A 22715-nucleotide genomic window follows, 5' to 3' on the forward strand; every position below is an offset into this window, starting at 1 on the left:
GCGAGCATTTTTATCTTTTATATTTTCTTAGTCTAAGGCTTTACCTTTTAATTCAGGGATTAAGAAAATTGTCGCTAACATATCAATTACGTAGATAATCGCAAGTAGGGCGATGGCCGTTTGGAAAGAGTAGGCGAGTACAACTGCGCCCACAACCACAGGTCCAAATCCCCCTACGGCACGACCAATATTGAAAAGTACGTTTTGTGCGGTTGCTCGAGCTTCTGTTGGGTAGGCTTCCGCCATCAATGCACCGTAACCGCCCAGCATTCCGTTCACAAACATACCTAAAAATGCCCCAGCAAGAAGCATGATGTCAGGATCGGTAAGTTGTGAGTAAACCACAATACTTATCACTGCGCCTAATTGGAAAAGTAAGAAACTTGGTTTGCGTCCGATGCGGTCGGCGAGTTGTCCGAAAATCCAAATGCCAGCCATCATGCCGCAGACGGTAACGGCTGTCCAAAGCCCAGATTTAGTTAAACTGAATCCAAGTTGTTTTGATAAGAAATTAGGTAACCAAATCATAATGCCGTAATAACCGAAGTTTTGTACAGAAGTGAGTACGACGATACCAAGGCTAATTTTGCTCGTGGCTTTGTCTTTAATCAGAAGCTGAAATGAACGTAATTTATCAGTAAAGCTGGATTGCGTTGAAAGTGCGGTTTGTTTTTGCGTGAAAATTTCAGGTTCGTGCAGATGAGAACGTAAGAACCAAGCGACAAATGCAGGGAAGATACCCACCAAGAACATTCCACGCCAGCCAATATGCGGAAGCAATAATGGTGTAAGCAATGCTGCACCTAACACACCAACTTGCCAACCTAATGCAACATAAGATGCTGCTTTAGCTCGGTGGCGTGCGGGCCATGCTTCCGCCGCTAGAGCCATCCCAATTCCAAATTCACCGCCTAAGCCAATGCCAGCAATTGTGCGGTAAATCAGTAAGTCCCAATAACCTTGTGCAATCGCACATAAACCAGTAAATACTGCAAAAAGAAGAATGGTCCAAGTAAGTACGCGTACACGACCGTATTTATCGCTTAATGCGCCAAATAAAATACCGCCAAATACGGCACCAATCAGAGTCCATGTCACGAGAGAGCCACCTTGGGCTGGCGTTAGATTTAAGTCTGCGGAAATTGCACTAAGCATGAAACCTAAAATGAGAAGATCGAAACCGTCCATTGCATAGCCGACGGCAGAGCCAATTAAGGCTTTCCAGCCATAACTGTTTACTTTGTTTGTCATGATGTGTCCTTTTGTTACTCGCGGGTAACATTTAAAGTGAAAAGAAAGGTGATTAAAAATCGGTGGCTAGTTTACTGCATTGATGAAAAAATTCAATGAACAGAATATGAAAAGAAGAAAAAATTGATTTTGAATAAGAAGGAAAATAAGGGAATAAAATTAGGATGGCGGTGAGAAAGGGATTCGAACCCTTGATGCAGTTTCCCACATACACGCTTTCCAGGCGTGCTCCTTCAACCACTCGGACATCTCACCGTAAAAGGTGCGCAAACTATAAAGATTTGCTCCAGTTTAGTCAAGTTTTTTGCGCTAGAACATAAAAAACTTTTAAAAGTTTCGCTAGAATAACCGCACTTTATTTATCGTTTGTAGTTTTTTTATGCATATTAAAGCGTTATTTTCTAAAAATGTTTTTTTAGCCGTAAAACCCTTTAGCGCGCTGAAAGATTCCTTTCGTTTAGGTTATTCGAAAAAATCGCTGATTCGCGACATTATTTCAGGTTTGACCGTGGGGGTGATTGCAATTCCGCTTTCCATGGCTTTGGCGATTGCGAGTGGTGTACCGCCACAACATGGTCTTTATACGGCAATTATTGCGGGTATCGTTATCGCGCTGACTGGTGGTTCTCGCTTTAATATATCTGGGCCTACGGCCGCTTTTGTTGTGATTCTGTATCCTGTTACTCAACAATTTGGGCTAAGCGGTCTTTTGATGGCAACGTTGCTTTCTGGGCTGATTTTGGTTTTGATGGCGTTATTTCGCCTAGGGCGTTTAATTGAATATATTCCTTTGCCCGTCACCTTAGGTTTTACTTGTGGGATTGGGATTACTATTGGGACTTTGCAGATTAAGGATTTTTTGGGTCTTTCCATAGAAAAAATGCCGGCGCATTATCTTGAAAAAATCCAAACAATTTTTACCGCACTTCCTACGATAAATTGGGCGAATGCGGCGGTCGGTGTGGTAACCCTATTAGTCCTGACTCAATGGCATAAATTGCGTTTGGCGGTGCCGGGGCATTTACCTGCTGTGATTATTGGCACAATTTTAGCTCTAGCATTACAGCATTTTGATTTTGAGGTGGCGACGATTGGATCTGCATTCCAATATACTTTGCCTGATGGTTCGATTGGTCATGGCATTCCTAATGTATTGCCAGATTTTTCTCTGCCGTGGAATATTCCTGATGCGCAAGGTCAATTAATTCATTGGGATTTTAATAGCTTACAAGCTTTGTTACCCGCTGCTTTTTCAATGGCGGTATTGGGCGCAATCGAATCACTTCTTTGTGCCGTGATTTTAGATAATATGACAGATACTAAACATCACTCTAATAATGAGTTATTAGCACAAGGCTTGGGAAATATCATTTCTCCGTTTTTTGGCGGGATTACGGCAACAGCTGCGATTGCTCGTTCTGTGGCTAATGTGAAATCAGGGGCGGTATCGCCAATATCGAGTGTCGTGCACGCAATACTTGTTTTATTCGCTTTACTTTTGTTTTCGCAAGCCCTTTCTTATTTGCCTTTGTCATCTATGGCTGCTTTGTTGTTAGTGGTGGCATGGAATATGGCGAGTGTGCACGATATTATTCACCTTGCTCGCCGTTCAGGCAAAAATGAAATGGCGGTGTTGCTGACTTGTCTTATTTTGACCGTATTGTTTGATATGGTGATTGCGATTAGTGTCGGAGTGTTGCTTGCAAGCCTCTTGTTTATTCGGACGATTGCTGAGATGACAAAAGCCATTGAACACAAGGCGCCTGAAGATTTAGATGATGTTTTGGTTTACCGAATTAGCGGTCCACTTTTCTTTGCTGCTGCGGATAAATTATTTGCAGATTTGCATGATAGAACGGTTCATACCGATCACGAAATCCGACATATTGTGCTGCAATGTGATGCAGTGACAGTGCTTGATGCTGGTGGAATTCATGCGCTTACTCGATTTGTTCAACACATGTTGCCCCATCAACAACTTTACTTGTGCAATATGCAATTCCAGCCGTTGAGAATGTTAGTTAAATCTAATTCTTCGCCAGATATTCAAAAAATTAATTTTGCGGCAGATTTAAACGAAACTTTCCAGAAAATTCGTGACTTTGAAAAAACTACCCAATAATGAAAACTAAAGCGTGCTAGAATAGTGCGCTTTTTTATTACATCGTTCGAAACCATATCAAGGAATAATTATGCGTCCAAATAATCGAGAAAATAATCAACCCCGCCAAATTAAAATTACCCGTAACTACACCAAACACGCTGAAGGCTCTGTGCTTGTTGAATTTGGTGATACCAAAGTGCTTTGTACTGCAACAGTGGAAGATGCTGTTCCTCGTTTCTTAAAAGGACAAGGGCAAGGCTGGGTCACGGCTGAATATGGAATGTTGCCACGTTCAACACATAGTCGTATGCAACGTGAGGCGGCTAAAGGTAAACAAGGCGGACGCACAATGGAAATTCAACGCTTAATTGCCCGCTCTTTGCGCGCAATGGTGGATCTCAAAGCGCTTGGTGAACGTGCGATTACTTTAGATTGCGATGTTATTCAAGCAGATGGTGGCACACGTACTGCATCTATTACTGGTGCTGCGGTTGCATTATGTGATGCGATCAATGGTTTAATTGAGAATGGCACATTAAAAACTAACCCAATTAAAGGTTTGGTTTCGGCGATTTCTGTGGGGATTGTTGATGGTCAAGCTGTTTGTGATTTGGAATATGTGGAAGATTCTGCAGCGGAAACCGATATGAATGTTGTGATGATGGAAGATGGTCGCATGATTGAGGTGCAAGGCACTGCAGAAGGCGAGCCATTTAGCCATGAAGAATTATTGACATTATTAGATTTAGCGAAACAAGGCTGTAATCAAATTTTTATCGCTCAACGCGAAGCGCTAGGCTTATAAACACAGTTTATAGGGGTTAAAAAATGGAACAATATAAACGCGATTTTATCGAATTTGCTTTAAGCCGAAATGCATTGAAATTCGGAGAGTTTACTTTGAAATCGGGGCGTAAAAGTCCGTATTTCTTCAATGCGGGTTTGTTTAATACGGGAGCAGATTTAGCGCGTTTAGGCGAGTTCTATGCTGCGGCAATTCAGGCAAGTGCGGTAGATTTTGATGTGGTTTTTGGCCCTGCTTACAAAGGTATTCCAATTGGCACGTCAGTTTCGGTGGCGTTATTTAATCGTTATGGTATTGATAAACCCGTGTGTTTTAATCGCAAAGAAGTGAAAGATCACGGAGAGGGCGGCAATTTAATTGGTAGCCCATTGCAAGGAAAAATTTTGCTTGTGGATGATGTGATTACGGCTGGTACTGCGATCCGTGAATCTATGGAATTAATCAGTGCAAATCAGGCTGAGCTTGCGGCGGTATTGATCGCTCTAAACCGTAAGGAACGAGGAAAAGGCGAGCTTTCTGCAATTCAAGAAGTTGAACGTGATTATCAATGCCAAGTGCTATCAATCATTGATTTAGATGATTTGATGCAATTTATCGAACAAGATCCTCGATACAGTAGCCATTTGTTAGAAATGCGTGCTTATCGTGCTGAATTTGGCGTATAAAACTTGAGAAATAAATTTTTGTCATCATTATAAATAACATTATAAAAATAACCGCACTTTGACTTAACAGGGGTAAGAATGGGATTTATTGGAAAAATTATAGGCGTATTTTTAGGTTGGAAAGTTGGCGGATTTTTTGGTGCGATAGCTGGGCTTATTTTAGGTTCCATCGCAGATAAAAAATTGTATGAACTTGGTTCAGTAAGTTCTAGTTTCTTTAAAAAGAAAACAACGCGTCAAGACTTGTTTATGCAAACCACCTTTGCGGTGCTAGGACATTTAAGCAAATCGAAAGGGCGTGTAACAGAAGAAGATATCCAATTAGCTAATCAATTAATGATTCAGCTTAAACTGGATGATGCTGGGCGTAAATTAGCTCAGGATGCGTTTCGTCGCGGTAAAGAGCCTGATTTCCCAATTCGTCAAGTTATACGTGAATTTCGCATTGGTTGTGGGCAACGTGCTGATTTATTGCGAATGTTCTTACAAGTGCAAGTTCAAGCGGCTTTTGCCGATTCAGAACTTCACGAAAATGAGAAAGAAGTGCTTTATGTAATTGCTGAAGAGCTTGGTCTTTCTCGTATGCAATTTGAACAAATGATTGCGATGGAAATGGCTGCTCGAGCTTTTACTCAAGGCGGTTTCTATCAGCAATATCAACAAGGTGCCTATCAAGGTGGCTACCAATATCAGCAACAAAATAGTGGTAGTTACCAACATGCTTCTGGCCCAACTTTAAATGATGCCTATAAAGTATTGGGTGTTACTGAGTCCGACGAGCAAAACACGGTTAAGCGTGCTTATCGTCGTTTAATGAATGAACACCATCCAGATAAACTTGTGGCGAAAGGTTTACCGCCAGAAATGATGGAAATGGCAAAAGAAAAAACTCAACAGATTCAAGCTGCTTACGATTTAATTTGTAAAGCAAAAGGCTGGAAATAGTGCGTGTTATTCTTGCGCCTATGCAAGGGGTTCTTGATCCCTTTGTACGGCAACTTCTCACTGAAGTGAATGACTACGATTTATGTATAACAGAATTTGTTCGCGTAGTTGATCAACTTCTCCCTGAAAAAGTATTTTATCGTTTATGCCCTGAATTAAAAAATCAGGGCTTTACTTCTTCTGGCACGCCTGTACGAGTGCAGTTGCTAGGGCAGCATCCAGAATGCCTTGCTGAAAATGCTATTCGTGCGATCGAGCTTGGTTCTCATGGCATTGATTTAAATTGTGGTTGCCCCTCTAAAACAGTGAATGGCAGCAATGGTGGTGCGGCATTATTGAAACAGCCTGAATTGATTTATCGTGCCACTCAAGCCTTACGCCAAGCCGTGCCAAGTGAATTCCCTGTTAGTGTAAAAGTGCGGTTAGGTTGGGATGATATTTCTCAAGCTTTTGAAATCGCTGATGCGGTAGAGCAAGGCGGCGCAACCGAAATTACAGTTCATGGACGCACAAAAGCTGATGGTTATCGTGCTGATCGAATTAATTGGAAAAAAATTAGCGAAGTCCGAGAGCGTTTATCCATTCCTGTTATTGCTAACGGAGAAATTTGGCATTGGCAAGATGGGCAAGATTGCTTATCTCAAACAGGTTGTCAAGATTTAATGGTAGGACGAGGCGCGTTGAATATTCCGAATTTAAGCCATGTTCTGAAATCAAATGCAGAAAAAATGCCTTGGTTCGATATTCAAAAAATCTTGCAAAAATATGCTAATGTTGAAAATGAATATGACAGTGGTTTTTACCATGTGGCACGAATTAAACAATGGTTACGTTATTTGAATAAAGAATATGATGAAGCGAACCAAGTGTTTGATAAGATTAAGACTTGCCAAACTGATGAAGATTTGAAATTACGTTTAAATGATAAATAAAAAACCTGCTAATCAGCAGGTTTTCTTTTTATAAATTATTTAAAAACTCACCGCACTTTTTAATTTTTTCAGTGCATTAGTTTCTAATTGACGTATACGTTCTGCAGAGACATTATATTTTGCTGCCAAATCGTGTAATGTAGCTTTGTTATCATCTAACCAACGAGCTTTGATAATATCCTGACTACGCGCATCTAGACTTTGTAGCGCTGCACCTAATTGCTCGGTTGCTTGGCTTTCAAAGTTTTCATTTTCAAGCTCTGCTGCAAAATTAGAACTTTTATCTTCCAAATAAAGGGCTGGAGAATAAGTCTCTGTTTCTGCATCATCAGTAGGTAAATCAAAACCTACATCGGCACCGCTCATACGTGATTCCATTTCGATCACATCTTCTTTGGAAACACCCAATTCATTAGCCACGAGATCAACTTCATTTTCATTGAACCAGCCTAAACGTTGTTTAGTTTTGCGTAGGTTGAAAAATAATTTACGTTGAGCTTTCGTGGTCGCTACTTTTACGATACGCCAGTTACGAAGAACATATTCGTGGATCTCAGCTTTAATCCAATGCACGGCGAATGATACCAAACGTACACCAACTTCAGGGTTAAAACGTTTAACAGCTTTCATTAAGCCGATATTGCCTTCTTGGATTAAGTCAGCTTGTGGCAAACCATAGCCCGAATAGCCACGTGCCACATGGATCACGAAACGAAGATGCGACAAAATGAGTTTTTTCGCGGCATCTAAATCTTCGTGATAATACAAACGTTCTGCCAATTCCTTTTCTTCCTCTGCGGTCAGCATCGGATATTCATTTGCCGCACGAATATAACCTTCGATACTGCCTTGAGGAACTAACATCATTTGTGTTTCTTTATCCATCGTTTCCCTTCTTTATTTTGGCTTTTGCCAATCAATGTACTTAGTTATAGCACAATAAGCTATCTTATTGAACCAATTTGTTAATAAGACAGGTTTTATCAATCAAAAGTTCAATTATTCTAAATAATTCTGATTAATTAGCAAAGTGGAATGAGGGTTAAATTAAGGTTTTCATTAATCACTTTAAATAGTAAATCAATGTTCGGATGTTTGCCTAGATTCGCTTTTGCATCTTCGACGTGTTCTGCAAACCATTCAACGCCTTGTTGTGCGGAAGTGCGGTTTAATTTCCCGTTAAATTTTTCAGCCAATGCATTATAAAGGCGAAGCGAACCTAATTTACCAGGGATGGCTGGAATGTTGTGGATAATAGTTTCGCCATCTATCACATTTAAACCGGTTAAATGATCGATTGTGGGTAAGGTTTCTAAAATTTCTTTAAAGCTCATGGTTTATTTCCTTAATCTATATAAATTATGCGATAGTTTGCTCGCTATTTACTTCGCCAGTTGCACCAATAAAGCGGACTTCAGGTTGTAAATATACACCAAATTTTTCTGCAACAGTTTGGCGAACGTGATGGGCGAGTTTGACCACGTCTTGTCCTGTTGCCTCGCTTTTGTTAATTAATACTAATGCTTGTTTTTCATGAACGGCTGCACCGCCAATTTGAAAACCTTTAAGATTGCATTGATCAATCAGCCAGCCCGCCGCTAATTTCACTGAGCCATCTTCCTGTGGAAAGTGCGGTAGATTTTCGTGATGTTTTTTGATTTCTTCAAAATGTTCTGAACTGACAACGGGATTTTTAAAGAAACTCCCCGCATTACCAAATTCATTTGGATTAGGTAATTTACTTTGACGGATATGACAGACTTCATCAAAAATTTGTTTAGCGGTGACTGTTTTTGGATCGAACTCTACAAGTGAGCCATATTTTAGAATAGGCTGCCAGTTTTTTGTGAGCTTTAATCCAACCGCTGTAATCACGTAACCTTGTTGGTAACGATGTTTGAAAATACTTTCACGATAACCAAATTCACATTGTTCTACGTCGAGTCGGAAGGTTTCATTCGTGTTTAAATTAAGCACATCTACATAATCGCACACATCTTTAAATTCAACGCCATAAGCACCGATGTTTTGAATTGGTGCAGAGCCTGCACAGCCAGGAATTAGAGCCAGATTTTCTAATCCATAAATACCATTGTTAATAGACCAGTCCACCAATTCATGCCAATTTTCACCGCCATTCACATGCAGGTAGTGAAAATCAGAATCCTGTTGATGAGTAATACCCATTAAACGATTTAAAATCACCACACCATTAAAATCATCTAGAAATAGCATATTACTGCCTTGACCTAGAAAAAGTGCGGGTAAATTTTCCGCTTTTGAATGAGCCCATGCTTGTTGTAGTTGTTCAATGCTATGCGCTTCGATAATTTCACGAGCATTAGCATGAATATGGAAAGTGTGAAAAGGTTGTAAATTTTGCATTTAAAATACCATTGTCGGGTGCATAAAAAATTTATCTTTTATACCAGCTGCTATGAATAATTATATCCACCGTAATCAACATAACGCGTGCGGAAGCGTGATTTTTACCTGCGTACCGCCTTGTTCGCGACGGATGATGTTAAATTCTGCGTTAAGTTGGCGACTACGTTCAGTCATAATATTTAACCCATAATGACCTTCAGGCTCTTCAAGGTTTTGAATACCGATACCATTATCTTCAACTAAAATTTCGTATTCGCCTTCTGCATTAATTTTGGCGCTAATTTCAATTGCTGTGCCTTGAGAATGTTTGATCGCATTGGTGGTCGCTTCGCGTACAATTTGTAGCACGTGAACCAGTTGTTGTGGATTCAAACTTTGTGATGGCAATTGACAATTAACGTTCATTTGCATCGTTGTTTGTGAACGTAATGAGTCAATCACTTGTTCTAGCGCAAGTTGTAAATTAGCTTCTTGTATAGTTAAACGGAAAGTGGCTAAAAGCTCGCGTAATTGTGCATATCCACTCGAAAGAGCCTGTTCAAAATCACGAATAATGACCAAACTTTGTTCTTTGGATGAATCGCCTTCTTTCTTCAAGTTATGTTTAAGTAATGTAAGTTGGATCTGTAAAAACGATAGCACTTGAGCCAATGAGTCATGCAATTCTCGCGCGATAATTGACCGCTCTTCCATCAATAAGAGCTGTTCTTGTTGGCGTAAACTTTTTTGGAAATAAAGGGCTCGCCCAAGCATTTGAGCAAGGTTTTGCATCATTCTAGGATCGGGACAAGGCAATCCTGCTTGCCAGGAGAGTGCGCCGAATTCTTCGTTATCGACAGAAAGTGTCTCAGTTTGCAACGAGCAGTCTAAATCTTGAGTACCAAAAGCAATATCCCAATGCTCTGCACCCATGACTTCAACTTTGATATATTTCAAATTCTCGCTGACCAGAATGTGGTCAAGCACTTGGCTTAATACTTTATCGTTGATTGTGTTTGCATTAAGAATTTGAGAACTTTGATAAAGTGTCGTCAAAGAGCGGTTGGTTTGGCGTAACTTTTGTGTTTTTTCGTTTACTGTTTCTTCCAAACGTGAATAAAGCTGCCCAAGCTCCGTGGACATTTGTGTAAAAATACGCGCCAATGTACCGAGTTCATTTTGTTTCGTTGTATCTAGCGGAATGTGATTGAATTGACGCATTTGCACTTGCATACTGGCTTTCGTCATTAAGTGCAGTGGTTTTACGACTTCCCGCTGTGTGTACCAAATCACATAAGACACCATGAGTAAAATTAACAACATCGCGAAAAAGAGTACCGATACGCCCAAAATCCATTTTTGTTCACTGAAACGTTGTAGCTCAAACACAAAATAATCAACATCTGCCACATAGTCAGTGAGCTGATTACTATAGTTTTTTATATCGTGTTGGCGGGCATATTTTTCCATGTTCGTCCAACGTTGCAAAATGTTTTGATAGGAATGTTTTAATACATTTGGTGTGAAAAATTGATTTTGAACTTCTAGTAAAGCAGATGAATGGAGGCTTATATGATAACGACGTAAGTTCGTTTCCACGCTTTCTGGTTGTTCTTGCATTTCATAGAGCAGACGATAACTTTGCATCCGCAGAGATCCTGAAATATTAATGGCTTCTGCGTCATATTTATTACTGCTCATAATTGCCAAACTTAGCGAGCTAATCACGCCAGCAACGATGAGAATGATGAATAAATATTTAGCAATACGAGTGGAAACTGAACGTTTAGTATGCACAGGAAACTCCAGTGGAAATTTAGAAAAGTGCGGTGAATTTTTTATTTCTTTTTAAATTTAGCCCAAACTTTATCTTCTTGACCGCGCCATAAACGTTGAACATTATCGTGATGACGATAAATTAATAGACAACAGACCAAGGCAACGGGAAAAGTAAATTCAGGTTTGAACCACCACACATAAAAAGGCACAAGTAATGCAGAAATAACCGCACTTAATGAAGAATAGCCACTAACAAGAAAAACAAAGATCCACGTACCAAACATTGAACCTGCAATAGTCCAAGAAATCGGTGCGATTGCCCCAAAGGCAGTTGCAACACCTTTACCACCTTTAAATTGAAAAAAAATTGGGAAAATATGCCCTAAACAAGCACCAAGTGCGACCATCCCCAATTCAAATTGAGTAAGACCTAAATAATAACCCGCCCATACAGGAATCATCCCTTTTAACATATCAAAAATAAGCACCGCCAAGGCAGACTTACGATTTCCAATGCGCAACACATTTGTCGCCCCAGGATTGTGTGAACCATTTTGACGAGGATCGGGTAATCCAGTAAGGCGACAAATTAAAATCGCACTGGAAATTGAGCCTAAAAGATAGGCAAAAAGCATATAAAAAAGGGCGAAAAGGCTCATTTTACACTCCAGCAAGAAAAACTGTTCGTTATTTTACCCAAAGTTGATAGCATACGCCTACAATAATTTTAGAGGAAACCTTATGGATCGTATTTTTATTGAAGAATTGACTGTTTTTGCACAAATCGGTGTATATGATTGGGAACAGCAAATTAAACAAAAACTTGTGTTTGATTTGGAAATGGCGTGGGATTGTAAACAAGCAGCAGAAACGGATGATGTTGAATATTGTTTAAATTATGCTGAAGTGAGCCAAGTGATAATTGATTATGTGGAAAGTAAACCTTTCTTGTTGATTGAGCGAGTAGCTTATGAAGTGGCTGATTTGCTTGAGTCACGTTATCAACTTCAAGGATTAAAAATTAAACTGAGTAAACCGAAAGCCGTCGCGCAAGCTCGAAATGTTGGCGTATTGATTGTACGTGGATGTTTAAAATAATGTAAAATTTTCGTAAAAACTTATCGGCTTTTAAAACAAAATTGACTAAAATAGTCGCGAGTTTTTACTGCAATAAAGGAGATTGCAATGAATATGAAAACCTTATTAGCACTAGCGGTTAGTGCGGTATGTTCAGTTGGTGTTGCGCAAGCACATGAGCATAATCACGATCACAATATGGCACCAAAAGGTGCTTCTATTGAAGTGAAAGTGCAACAACTTGATCCAGTAAATGGTAACAAAGATGTGGGTACAGTGACTATTACTGAATCTAACTATGGTCTTGTGTTTACCCCTAATTTACAAGGATTAAGCGAAGGCTTACATGGTTTCCACATCCATGAAAACCCAAGCTGTGAGCCAAAAGAAAAAGAGGGTAAATTAACAGCTGGTTTAGGCGCGGGTGGTCACTGGGATCCTAAAGGTGCAAAACAACATGGTTACCCATGGCAAGATGATGCACACTTAGGTGATTTACCTGCATTAACTGTATTACATGATGGCACTGCAACTAATCCTGTTTTAGCACCACGTCTTAAACATTTAGATGATGTTCGTGGCCACTCTATTATGATTCACGCTGGTGGCGATAACCATTCAGATCATCCAGCTCCACTTGGCGGTGGCGGCCCACGTATGGCATGTGGCGTGATTAAATAATTTGATTGTTCGAAACGAAAAGTGCGGTGAATTTTCACCGCATTTTTTGCTAGATATTTAGCGTTTAATTCACGACTTCAGCAGTATATTTCAGCTTATGAATCGCATCGAATAATTGCTGGTTTGTGACTTTGGAATCTTCCACAACCGTCACTAAACCATCTTTAATGGATGCTTTTGTTGAAATAACACCATCGATATTGCGCAATTCTTTATTGACTAAGTAAGCGCAAAGCTGGCAATTCATTTCTTTTACTTTTAGCACAATTTGTTTGGTTTCATTCGCATGAGCAAAAGAAATGGCAAACAGCGAAAGCAAAAGTGCGGTAGATAATTTCTTCATTTTTATTCCTAATTAGCTAATTCTAAAATCCAAGGCAAAATTGTTGGATAGGTTAAGAAAAAAATCATCACGATAAATACAATCCAATATAAAACGATGAGTTTTTTACGGGAAATATATTTGATACAAATGATTTTTTTGGAAAACATCAACAGCCAAAATCCATAGGCAAAGGCGCATAATGAAATAATGAGCATGGGAATGCGCAAATAATCATATTCGCCTAAGCCAATCAACCAAGTAGACGATACGCCGAACACTAAATAAATTAATGGTGCGATGCAGCACAAAGTTGATGCCACCGCGGCGCTAAGTGCGGTGGCTATGGCAACCCAAAAGGATTTATTAGAGTTTTTTAGAGACGTAGTCATATTTAAATTCTTTTGGATCAAAGGAATTTAACGGATCACCCCCCACTTCAGCATACGGATAGCCGAAGTTATTGATTGGAGCCAGTTCTGGTTGTGGATATAAATCGAAGTCACGGGCATGATTAAATCCTACCCAGTTTGCTTCCCAGTTACCAAACAAATATTTTGCTACGGCTTGTGTATCTTTATCTTCAACAGATTTTTTCTCTGCTAAACGCATTTTGGCAACGTCTGCGGAATCAACAGGCACCCAGCCGAATCCTGCAAGGTAGAATTCAGCACGGCAATGTTGGCCACCACTTACGTTTGCGATGCCTTGTTCATTCGCACTACCGAAAGCACCTTTGGAATATTTGCCCATTTTCTCTGCCGCACCTAAGCGAATACCAAAAATTTCACGGGCTGGAATGTCTGCCGCACGAGCTAGTGCCACAAATACAGAATTAATATCGGTACATTTACCTTTTAATACGCCAGTGGTAAGAATTTTTTCTACATCGCCGTCGCCACAACCTAATACAGAATTATCACGTTCCATATTTTTTACGATCCAACGGTGAATAAGTTCTGCTTTTTTCAATGGATTAGTTTCTTTACCTACGATTTTGTCAGCAAATTCTTTCACTATGCCATCAGTTTTAATGTGTTGAGTAGCTTTTAAGTATTCTTGTACATCCACGGAATACTGAATATCTTTTGGCGGAGTATAATTCTCTAAAGCACCTTTCACCATCGGTTCACGGTCTTTTGTTTCAATGACCATCGTGACTTTTAAATCACGTTTTTGTGCATCTTTATCCCAAGTAGCAAATAAGGTTTTCGCTCCGTATTTATTGTTTTCTGTTACATAGGCATTCATGTAATTACCTTCAAAGTGAATCGATTTCACTTGTTGGTATTCCCCATTAAATGGTAATGGAACCCATAAATTGGTTTGTCCTTGCGAGCCTTTTGGCACAACTAAATCATAGGTTTGCGTGAATTCGTAAAGATGGGCGTCTGTATTGTAGTTTGGAATATTAGTGTTTGCATGAGCTAACGAGCCACATGCAGAAAGCACCGCAACTGCGATAAGTTTCTTCATGAAGAGATCCTCTAGTTAATAATAGTTAAACTTAACATATTAGATAAACTAATACGCCACTATGCTAACGGGTTTTTAAATCCATAGTCAATTTGTTATTCCAAAATTTATTAAAACATCAATCTACTAAAATACCCTATAAATAATATACCTATTAATGATTAATTGATTTGGCTCAAGTAAAACTTCTATACAAAGATTATAATTAACTTGTTTTAGTTATTTTTCAATCTGACTGTGGGGGAACGATATAATGAGTAACTTTAATCAAATAAGTCGCCGAGATTTTGTCAAGGCGTCATCTGCGGGAGCTGCACTGGCAGTTTCAAATCTTACTTTACCTTTCAATGTAATGGCTAAAGAGACACAACGCCTCAATGAAAATAATCAAGAACGTATTGTTTGGAGTGCTTGTACAGTAAACTGTGGTAGCCGTTGTCCATTACGAATGCACGTAAAAGATAACCGAATCACTTATGTGGAAACCGATAATACGGGGACAGAAACATATAATCTTGATCATCAGGTTCGCGCTTGTCTACGTGGACGTTCTATGCGTCGTCGAGTATATAACCCAGACCGTTTAAAATATCCAATGAAACGTATAGGTAAACGCGGAGAAGGTAAATTCAAACGAATCAGTTGGGATGAGGCTTTAACTGAAATTGTAGACGCATTGAAACGCAATATCAAAAAATATGGCAATGAATCAATTTATTTAAACTATGGTACGGGAACACTCGGTGGCACAATGGCTAAATCTTGGCCACCTGCATCCACTATGATCGCTCGTTTTATGAATTGTATTGGTGGATATTTAAACCATTATGGTGATTACAGCACCGCACAAATTGCAGTCGGTTTAGATTATACCTATGGTGGTGGTTGGGCATTGGGAAATGGAATGGCTGACATTGAAAACACCAAATTAATAGTGTTATTCGGTAATAATCCTGCAGAAACTCGTATGAGTGGCGGTGGTTTAACTTATTGTATTGAACAAGCCAAAGCACGTTCCAATGCCAAAATGATTATTATCGATCCTCGTTATAATGATACTGGTGCAGGGCGTGAAGATGAGTGGATCCCAATTCGTCCAGGCACTGATGCAGCCCTTGTTGCTGCCCTTGCTTATGTAATGATTCAAGAAAACCTTGTTGATCAAGCTTTCCTAGATAAATATTGTGTTGGTTATGATGAAAAAACATTGCCAACAGATGCACCCAAAAATGCTCATTATAAAGCCTATATTTTAGGTAATGGAGATGATGGTATCGCTAAAACCCCTGAATGGGCTGCTAAAATCACGGGTATTCCGGCGGAGAGAATTATTAAACTGGCACGTGAAATTGGCAGTACAAAACCTGCCTTTATTTCCCAAGGTTGGGGGCCTCAACGTCGTAGTAATGGAGAATTAATCTCTCGTGCCATTGCAATGTTACCAATCTTAACAGGTAATGTTGGAATTCACGGCGGTAACACTGGTGCACGTGAAAGTGCGTATAGCATTCCATTTGTGCGGATGCCAACGCTAAAAAATCCTGTGAAAGCAAGCATTCCAATGTTTTTATGGACAGATGCAATTATTCGAGGCACAGAAATGACCGCGCTTACAGATGGTATTCGCGGTGTTGATAAATTATCGTCCCCAATTAAAGTAATTTGGAATTACGCAAGTAACTGTTTGATTAATCAACACGCACAAATCAATCGTACTCACGATATTTTACAAGATGATACGCAATGTGAAATGATCATTACTATTGATAATCATATGACATCTACTGCCAAATACAGTGATATTTTATTACCAGATTGTACAGCTTCAGAACAAATGGATTTCGCTTTAGATGCCTTTGTATCCAATATGGCATATGTCATTTTTGCAGATCAAGTGATCAAACCATCTTTTGAATGCAGACCTATTTACGATATGTTGAGTGATTTAGCTGAGAAAATGGGCGTAAAAGAAAAATTTACTGAAGGAAAAACACAAGAAGAATGGTTACGCCATATTTATGAGCAATCTCGAGAAAAATTACCTGAATTACCTACTTTTGAAGAATTTAGACAACAAGGTATTTTTAAAAAAGTTGATCCTAATGGCTTTAAAGTTGCATACAAAGATTTCCGTGATAATCCAGAAACCCATCCACTTAAAACACCATCTGGTAAAATTGAAATTTATTCTTCTCGTCTAGCTGAAATAGCAAAAACTTGGAAATTAGCAGAAGATGAAGTAATTCATCCCTTACCTATTCACGCCCAAAGTTTTGAGCATTATGGTGATCCATTAATGGAAAAATATCCGTTACAACTAAGTGGTTTTCACTATAAAGCGAGAACCCATTCAACTTATGGCAATGTGGATGTATTAAAAGCAGCTAATCCACAAGAAGTTTGGATGAATCCTATTGATGCAGAATCTCGTAATATTAAAAATGGCGATATGATTCGTATCTTTAATGATCGAGGCGAAGTACGTATTAATGTAAAAATTACACCCCGTATTATTCCGGGGGTTGTGGCATTAAGCGAGGGGGCTTGGTATGCACCGGATAAAGAGCGAATCGATCATTCAGGTTGTATTAATGTGCTTACAACACAACGCCCATCGCCACTTGCGAAAGGTAATCCGCAACACTCTAATTTAGTTCAAGTGGAACGTTTGTAGGGGGATAATTATGGAACAATATGGTTTTTATTTTGATTCTGAACGCTGCACAGGATGTAAAACTTGTGAATTAGCCTGTAAGGATTACAAAGATCTTGGCACAGAAGTCAATTTTCGTCGTATTTATGAATATACAGGTGGTCAGTGGAATCAACAAGCAGATGGATGCTGGCATCAAAATATATTTGCTTATTATATGTCTATTTCTTGTAATCATTGTGCAGATCCTGCTTGTACAAAAGTTTGCCCAACTGGTGCAATGCACAAAAATACAGATGGTTTCGTGATCGTCAATGAAGAAATTTGTATCGGTTGTCGTTATTGTCATATGGCCTGTCCTTATGATGCACCGCAATATGATGCACAAAAAGGTCATATGACAAAATGTGATGGATGTTATTCTCGCGTAAAATCAGGTCAAAAACCGATTTGTGTTGATGCCTGCCCACTACGAGCATTGGATTTCGCTCCTATTGATGAACTTCGAGCAAAATATGGCACACAAGCCTCCATCGCACCACTACCACCAGCTGATATCACTCAACCAAATTTAGTGGTAAAACCCAATAAACACGCTCGTTTAAGTGGCGATACAAGTGGGTTCTTAGGAAACCCAAGAGAGGTGTAAGATGAATACAGGATTATATGAACTGCCATTAGTATTTTTTACAGTTTTGGCACAAAGTGCGGTCGGTGCTTGGCTTGTTTTCACATTTGTACTATTAAATGAGAAAAATACAAAAAGTCGCACTTATATTCATAAAGTAATGCTTGTGATTTTGGCTTTACTAGGTATTGGATTTATTGCTTCCATTATGCATCTTGGCTTACCTATACGTGCATTTAATTCACTTAATCGAGTCGGCTCATCAATGATGAGTAATGAAATTGCCGCTGGTGCAATATTTTTCGCATTAGCAGGTTTCTACTGGCTGATTGCAATTTTAGGTAAAATGCCAGTTTCACTTGGAAATGTATGGCGAATTGTGACCGCTCTTATCGGCATACTATTTATGTATGTAATGAATCAGGTTTACCATATTACAAGCATACCAACTTGGAATAATGCATTAACCTCTTGGTCATTCTATCTTACCGTTGTATTAGGTGGATTAACATTGAGCTATGCGTTATTAATCCCTAATAAACAACGTGAATATCAGCTTCAGCATCTGCCAAGTTTATTCGCCATTGGGGTATCATTGGTCGCAATAGTAGCCATATATCAAGGCTTCAATTTACACAATATTCACAGTGCTATTCAAAATGCCGCTGACCTCGTACCAAATTATGCCATAATGACCGTAACTCGTTTATGTTTACTTTCCATTGTAGCTTTCCTCTTATTCCGAGTGAAAAACATAGGACTATTAGGTATTTCCGTTCTATTAACGTTAGTAGCTGAAGGCATCGGTCGCGTATTATTTTATGGATTACATATGACTTACGGTATGGCGATTGGTGGTTAAATTATGTTGAGGCGTATAGCATACGCCTCAATTTTTAGAAACGTTAATTAGTAATATTTAACTAATACTCATATCCCCATTCACTAATGACAAATTGTTTTTGGAGATACTATGCAAAATACTCTTCAACAAATTTCTATTTATGGGCGTTTACTCGGTGCAGTATTTTACTATGAGCCTAATGATGCACGACTTACTGATATTTTGACATTCTTTCGCCAACCAAATTGGATGCAAGAATGGGAAATTTCATTTGATGTAAAAATACATAAAAAAATCACCGCACTTATTGAAAAAGGGCTGCAACAAAATATCACTGAACAATATCAGTATTTATTTATTGGTCCAAATGAATTACCTACGCCACCTTGGGGATCTGTATATCTTGATCCTGAATGTGTTATTTTTGGTAATTCTCTCTTAGCATTACGCGATTTCTTACAACAACATCAAATCGCATTTCAAACACAACAAGATGAACCAGAAGATCATATTGGCTTAATGCTAATGCTTGCTGCATATTTAGCAGAAAATCGACCGCACTTATTAATCAAATTTCTACGTGAACACTTCTTAACTTGGGCGTATCATTTCCTTGAACAACTAAGCAAAATAGAAAATTCTGATTTTTATCAAGCTCTTGCATTACTTACCATAAAAGCTTTACAACAATGGCAAGTAGATTTACATATTAATGTACCGACAGTAAGATTCTATCGATAATGAAAAACGAAGCCTATTATCAGGCTTATCTAAGCCACAACCAGATTTCCCGCCGGGGGCTATTCCGTAGTCTCTTCGCTACGGGAGAATCTGCCGTTGTGAGCGAAAAACACCTTCCCCGCCCACCTTTTGCTGCTCGCGAAGATTTATTTTCTTCCATCTGTAATGGCTGTGGGGAATGTGTCGTAGCTTGCCCTAATGGTTTAATTCAATTGACACAGCAACAAGCCATCCTTGAAATTGACTACGCACCTTGTGATTTGTGTGGTAAATGCGCAGAAGTTTGTCCGACAAATGCACTACATCCTAATTTTCCAGCAGATACATTACTTCGTCCACAATTTTCCTCAGCCTGTTTAATCCTACAAAATCAAACCTGTCCAGACTGCCAAACCGCTTGCCCACAACAAGCAATCTCCAGCACTTTAGAGATTGATAATGAACGTTGCAATGGGTGCGGAGAATGCAAAATTACCTGTTTTATTGGCGCGATTACACTTAAATAAAAAATCCTTTATTTTCCACCGCACTTTCCTTCTAACATTTGACCCCCTAGCCCTTACACTTATTATTCCGTAGTTATTTATTTAAGATTTACAGAACAAAATAATTATGGTGAATAAAACCGCTCAACTTAAATAAGCTCTAGAAAATCGTATTCTCATTTTAGACGGTACGATGGGGACGATGATCAAAAAATATAAACCGACGGAAGCCGATTTTAGAGGCGAGAAGTTTAAGGAAAGTGCGGTCGATTCTGTCGCAGAATGGTGCACTTGGCCAGTGGGAGAATTTTTAAAACACGCCCTTGTGAAAGGCATTACCACACATATTATCGAAGACACCGAAGAAGCCCGCCAAAAATTGCCAACACCGTTAGAGGTGAGCGAAGGCCCACTCATGGCGGGCATGGACGTGGTGGGCGATTTGTTCGGCGACGGCAAAATGTTCCTACCGCAAGTGGTGAAATCCGCACGCGTGATGAAACAATCCGTAGCGTATTTAGAGCCATTTATCAACGCCACTAAACAAAAAGGCTCAAGCAACGGTAAAGTGGTGATCGCCACCGTGAAAGGCGACGTGCATGACATCGGCAAAAACATCGTGAGTGTGGTGTTGCAATGTAATAACTTTGAAGTGATTGATTTAGGCGTTATGGTGCCAGCGGACAAAATCATTCAAACCGCCATTGATGAAAAGGCGGATATTATCGGCTTGAGCGGTTTGATTACGCCATCTTTAGACGAAATGGAATACTTCCTCGGCGAAATGACTCGATTAGGTTTGAACTTGCCGGTGTTGATCGGCGGGGCAACTACGTCGAAAGAGCATACAGCTATTAAACTTTATCCAAAATACAAGCATCATGGTGTGTTCTATACCTCTAATGCATCAAGAGCGGTAACGGTTTGTGCAACTTTAATGAACCCGGAAGACCGTGTAGCATTGTGGGAACAGTTCAAGAAGGATTACGAGAAAATCCAACAATCCTTCACCAACCGCAAACCGCTACGTAAGCAATTGAGCATTGAAGAAGCACGTGCAAATCGCTTTGATGGCTTTAGTGGCGAATGGGCAGATTACGTGCCGCCAAAACCAAACCGGCATTGTGGAATTTAAAAATGTGCCGATTGCTGAATTACGCAAATTCATCGACTGGTCACCATTCTTCCGTATTTGGGGATTGATGGGCGGCTACCCTGATGCCTTTGATTATCCAGAAGGCGGTGAAGAAGCACGTAAAGTATGGAATGATGCACAAGTGGTATTAGATGAGTTAGAACAAAACCATAAACTCAACCCAAGCGGTATTTTAGGCATTTTCCCAGCAGAACGTGTAGGCGATGATGTCGTGCTTTTCGCTGATGAAGAACGTACGCAAACCATTGGCACCGCTTACGGCTTACGCCAACAAACGGAACGTGGCAAAAACAGCAAAAGCCAATTTAACTTTGCCTTGAGCGACTTTATCGCTGATCGTGAAAGCGTCAAAAAAGACTGGATGGGTATGTTCGCCGTGTGCGCCGGCATTGAAGAAATGGATTTGGTAGAAGGCTACAAAGTCGCAGGCGATGACTACAACGCCATCTTGCTACAAGCCGTAGGCGATCGCCTTGCCGAAGCCATGGCGGAATACCTGCACTTTGAGCTACGCACCCGTATTTGGGGCTACACGCAAGAAGAATTCAACAACCAAGGTTTAATCAATGAAAACTATGTCGGCATCCGCCCTGCACCGGGCTATCCAAGCTGCCCTGAGCATACCGAAAAAGCCTTGATTTGGGATTTATTAGAAGTAGAACAACGCATTGGCATGAAACTCACCGAAAGCTACGCCATGTGGCCGGCAGCTTCCGTCTGCGGTTGGTACTTCACCCACCCTGCAAGTAACTATTTCACACTTGGTCGCATTGATGAAGACCAAGCTCAAGATTATGCCAACCGTAAAGGTTGGGATGAGAGAGAGATGATGAAGTGGTTGGGTGTGGCGATGAAGTAAAATTATTATAATTAATTTTAGGTTTGCTATTCTATAACAGGAGTCAACAATGAATAAACATATTGAAAAATATTTAGATCTTTATTTAGAAAGAGAAGATGTTGAATATGCAACTCTCTTAACCGGGAAATGGGGCTGTGGGAAAACATATTTTATAAAAAATTACATAGAAAAAAAATCTGAAGAAAAGAAATATAAATTTATTTATATAAGCTTATTTGGATTAAAAGATATCACATCAGTAAATGATGCTATTTTTGAAGAATTACATCCAATTTTATCTCATAAAGGCATAAAAATTGCAGGCGGAATATTGAAGTCCGCACTAAGTTTCGGGGGAAAGCTTGACTTAATTGGAGATGCCAATCAAGAAACAGCTGTAAAAATCGATCTGAGTAAACTTATTAATCCATTAAAAAATGATACTAATAATTATAAGAGCCTAATTTTTATATTTGATGATCTTGAAAGAACATTAATTTCAACTACAGAAATATTAGGGTTTATAAATTCAATATGTGATAGTGAAAATGTGAAAACAATTATAATCGCAAATGAAGATGAAATTGATAAAAACGATGAAAAATATAAAAGATTTAAAGAAAAAGTTATAGGTAAATCATTTGTTATTCATAATGATAACAAAAGTTATTGGAAGTCATTTGATAAAAGATATTCATCACAATTAAAAAAATATACAACAATTATAAGCATCATCAAATCAACATTTGAAAGATTTGGAAATAAAAATTATAGAAATCTAATTCAAATAACTGATGATTATATTGATTTTACTAAAGAAATAAAGTCTGATTATCTAGATAACGATGAATTTATTAAAAAGTCTATCAGAGCAATTCTATATACTATCACTAGAATATAAAAAAACGCATGATATATATTTCATCTTAGGGTCATTAAAGAAAGATAACTCAGAATTTTATT

Annotated in this window: 22 protein-coding genes, 1 tRNA gene and 1 pseudogene; 14 read left to right on the forward strand and 10 right to left on the reverse strand. The window is 39.1% G+C overall.

Going from position 1 to position 22715, the window contains the following annotated elements; genetic code table 11:
• Window positions 1-27: 27 nt before the first annotated feature.
• Entirely contained in the window at window positions 28-1251 is a 1224-nt protein-coding gene (locus GG9_RS00415) for an MFS transporter (RefSeq protein WP_005632805.1), read from the reverse strand.
• A 165-nt stretch (window positions 1252-1416) separates the two neighbouring features.
• Window positions 1417-1506, reverse strand: a tRNA-Ser gene (locus tag GG9_RS0109005).
• 124 nt (window positions 1507-1630) lie between these two features.
• Here GG9_RS0109005 and dauA point away from each other — a divergent pair.
• From dauA to dusC, 5 genes are all read left to right on the forward strand, one after another.
• Complete coding sequence (gene dauA / locus GG9_RS00410) at window positions 1631-3373, forward strand: C4-dicarboxylic acid transporter DauA (protein WP_005632806.1); 1743 nt, start codon at window positions 1631-1633, stop codon at window positions 3371-3373.
• Window positions 3374-3443: 70 nt separating this feature from the next.
• Window positions 3444-4160, forward strand: a complete 717-nt coding sequence (gene rph / locus GG9_RS00405) for a ribonuclease PH (RefSeq protein ID WP_005632808.1) — start codon at window positions 3444-3446, stop codon at window positions 4158-4160.
• A 23-nt stretch (window positions 4161-4183) separates the two neighbouring features.
• A complete protein-coding gene (gene pyrE, locus GG9_RS00400) occupies window positions 4184-4825 on the forward strand; it encodes an orotate phosphoribosyltransferase (protein ID WP_005632810.1) in 642 nt (213 codons plus the stop codon).
• A gap of 78 nt (window positions 4826-4903) precedes the next feature.
• Window positions 4904-5770, forward strand: coding sequence for a co-chaperone DjlA (gene djlA / locus GG9_RS00395; protein ID WP_005632811.1), 867 nt, complete (start codon window positions 4904-4906; stop codon window positions 5768-5770).
• Complete coding sequence (gene dusC, locus GG9_RS00390) at window positions 5770-6702, forward strand: tRNA dihydrouridine(16) synthase DusC (protein WP_005632813.1); 933 nt, start codon at window positions 5770-5772, stop codon at window positions 6700-6702. Before djlA ends, dusC begins: the two co-directional genes overlap by 1 nt.
• A gap of 39 nt (window positions 6703-6741) precedes the next feature.
• Here dusC and rpoH read toward each other — a convergent pair whose 3' ends face one another.
• From rpoH to plsY, 5 genes are all read right to left on the reverse strand, one after another.
• On the reverse strand, window positions 6742-7587 hold the full coding sequence (rpoH, locus tag GG9_RS00385) for an RNA polymerase sigma factor RpoH (protein ID WP_005632815.1): 846 nt from the start codon (window positions 7585-7587) through the stop codon (window positions 6742-6744).
• Between the two features lie 137 nt (window positions 7588-7724).
• The gene (locus GG9_RS00380) at window positions 7725-8036 is read right to left on the reverse strand and encodes a DUF2322 family protein (protein WP_005632817.1); all 312 of its coding nucleotides are present in this window, start codon (window positions 8034-8036) and stop codon (window positions 7725-7727) included.
• Window positions 8037-8061: 25 nt separating this feature from the next.
• Entirely contained in the window at window positions 8062-9087 is a 1026-nt protein-coding gene (gene murB, locus GG9_RS00375; protein ID WP_005632820.1) for a UDP-N-acetylmuramate dehydrogenase, read from the reverse strand.
• A gap of 75 nt (window positions 9088-9162) precedes the next feature.
• Entirely contained in the window at window positions 9163-10866 is a 1704-nt protein-coding gene (narQ, locus tag GG9_RS00370; RefSeq protein WP_005632822.1) for a nitrate/nitrite two-component system sensor histidine kinase NarQ, read from the reverse strand.
• A 41-nt stretch (window positions 10867-10907) separates the two neighbouring features.
• Window positions 10908-11507 carry a glycerol-3-phosphate 1-O-acyltransferase PlsY gene (gene plsY / locus GG9_RS00365; RefSeq protein WP_005632826.1) on the reverse strand — a complete coding sequence of 200 codons (600 nt, stop codon included), beginning with the start codon at window positions 11505-11507 and terminating at the stop codon, window positions 10908-10910.
• A gap of 82 nt (window positions 11508-11589) precedes the next feature.
• Between plsY and folB the strand changes: the two genes are divergently transcribed.
• Both folB and sodC read left to right on the forward strand, forming a co-directional pair.
• Complete coding sequence (folB, locus tag GG9_RS00360; RefSeq protein ID WP_005632829.1) at window positions 11590-11946, forward strand: dihydroneopterin aldolase; 357 nt, start codon at window positions 11590-11592, stop codon at window positions 11944-11946.
• Window positions 11947-12033: 87 nt separating this feature from the next.
• Window positions 12034-12606 carry a superoxide dismutase family protein gene (sodC, locus tag GG9_RS00355; protein WP_005626862.1) on the forward strand — a complete coding sequence of 191 codons (573 nt, stop codon included), beginning with the start codon at window positions 12034-12036 and terminating at the stop codon, window positions 12604-12606.
• Window positions 12607-12670: 64 nt separating this feature from the next.
• Here the strand turns inward: sodC and GG9_RS00350 are convergent, their stop codons facing one another.
• From GG9_RS00350 to GG9_RS00340, 3 genes are read right to left on the reverse strand one after another with little or no spacing between them, the layout of a single operon-like run.
• Entirely contained in the window at window positions 12671-12949 is a 279-nt protein-coding gene (locus tag GG9_RS00350; protein ID WP_005632832.1) for a heavy-metal-associated domain-containing protein, read from the reverse strand.
• Window positions 12950-12957: 8 nt separating this feature from the next.
• The gene (locus GG9_RS00345; RefSeq protein WP_005632835.1) at window positions 12958-13320 is read right to left on the reverse strand and encodes a hypothetical protein; all 363 of its coding nucleotides are present in this window, start codon (window positions 13318-13320) and stop codon (window positions 12958-12960) included.
• Window positions 13295-14404 (reverse strand): transglutaminase-like domain-containing protein, encoded by a 1110-nt coding sequence (locus GG9_RS00340; protein ID WP_005632840.1) that lies wholly within the window; start codon window positions 14402-14404, stop codon window positions 13295-13297. Before GG9_RS00340 ends, GG9_RS00345 begins: the two co-directional genes overlap by 26 nt.
• 253 nt (window positions 14405-14657) lie before the next feature.
• Between GG9_RS00340 and GG9_RS00335 the strand changes: the two genes are divergently transcribed.
• The 7 genes and pseudogenes from GG9_RS00335 to GG9_RS0109015 all read left to right on the forward strand — a co-directional run bounded on the left by GG9_RS00335 (window position 14658) and on the right by GG9_RS0109015 (window position 22653).
• Entirely contained in the window at window positions 14658-17078 is a 2421-nt protein-coding gene (locus GG9_RS00335; RefSeq protein ID WP_005632842.1) for a DMSO/selenate family reductase complex A subunit, read from the forward strand.
• A 10-nt stretch (window positions 17079-17088) separates the two neighbouring features.
• On the forward strand, window positions 17089-17706 hold the full coding sequence (locus tag GG9_RS00330) for a DMSO/selenate family reductase complex B subunit (RefSeq protein WP_005632844.1): 618 nt from the start codon (window positions 17089-17091) through the stop codon (window positions 17704-17706).
• A 1-nt stretch (window position 17707) separates the two neighbouring features.
• The gene (locus GG9_RS00325; protein ID WP_005632846.1) at window positions 17708-18547 is read left to right on the forward strand and encodes a dimethyl sulfoxide reductase anchor subunit family protein; all 840 of its coding nucleotides are present in this window, start codon (window positions 17708-17710) and stop codon (window positions 18545-18547) included.
• Window positions 18548-18658: 111 nt separating this feature from the next.
• Window positions 18659-19270: a Tat proofreading chaperone DmsD gene (gene dmsD / locus GG9_RS00320; RefSeq protein ID WP_005632848.1), complete on the forward strand. Its 612-nt coding sequence runs from the start codon at window positions 18659-18661 to the stop codon at window positions 19268-19270.
• A complete protein-coding gene (gene napF / locus GG9_RS00315; RefSeq protein WP_005632850.1) occupies window positions 19270-19776 on the forward strand; it encodes a ferredoxin-type protein NapF in 507 nt (168 codons plus the stop codon). The genes dmsD and napF overlap by 1 nt, the downstream gene beginning before the upstream one ends.
• A gap of 232 nt (window positions 19777-20008) precedes the next feature.
• A pseudogene (locus tag GG9_RS0109010) lies at window positions 20009-21770 on the forward strand (vitamin B12 dependent-methionine synthase activation domain-containing protein); the annotation flags it as partial.
• Window positions 21771-21819: 49 nt separating this feature from the next.
• The gene (locus tag GG9_RS0109015) at window positions 21820-22653 is read left to right on the forward strand and encodes a P-loop NTPase fold protein (protein ID WP_005632856.1); all 834 of its coding nucleotides are present in this window, start codon (window positions 21820-21822) and stop codon (window positions 22651-22653) included.
• The last annotated feature ends 62 nt before the right edge of the window (window positions 22654-22715 follow it).

Origin of the sequence: Haemophilus haemolyticus M19501 (genome assembly GCF_000222025.1) — a bacterium.
Taxonomy (GTDB): Bacteria; Pseudomonadota; Gammaproteobacteria; order Enterobacterales; family Pasteurellaceae; genus Haemophilus; species Haemophilus haemolyticus_G.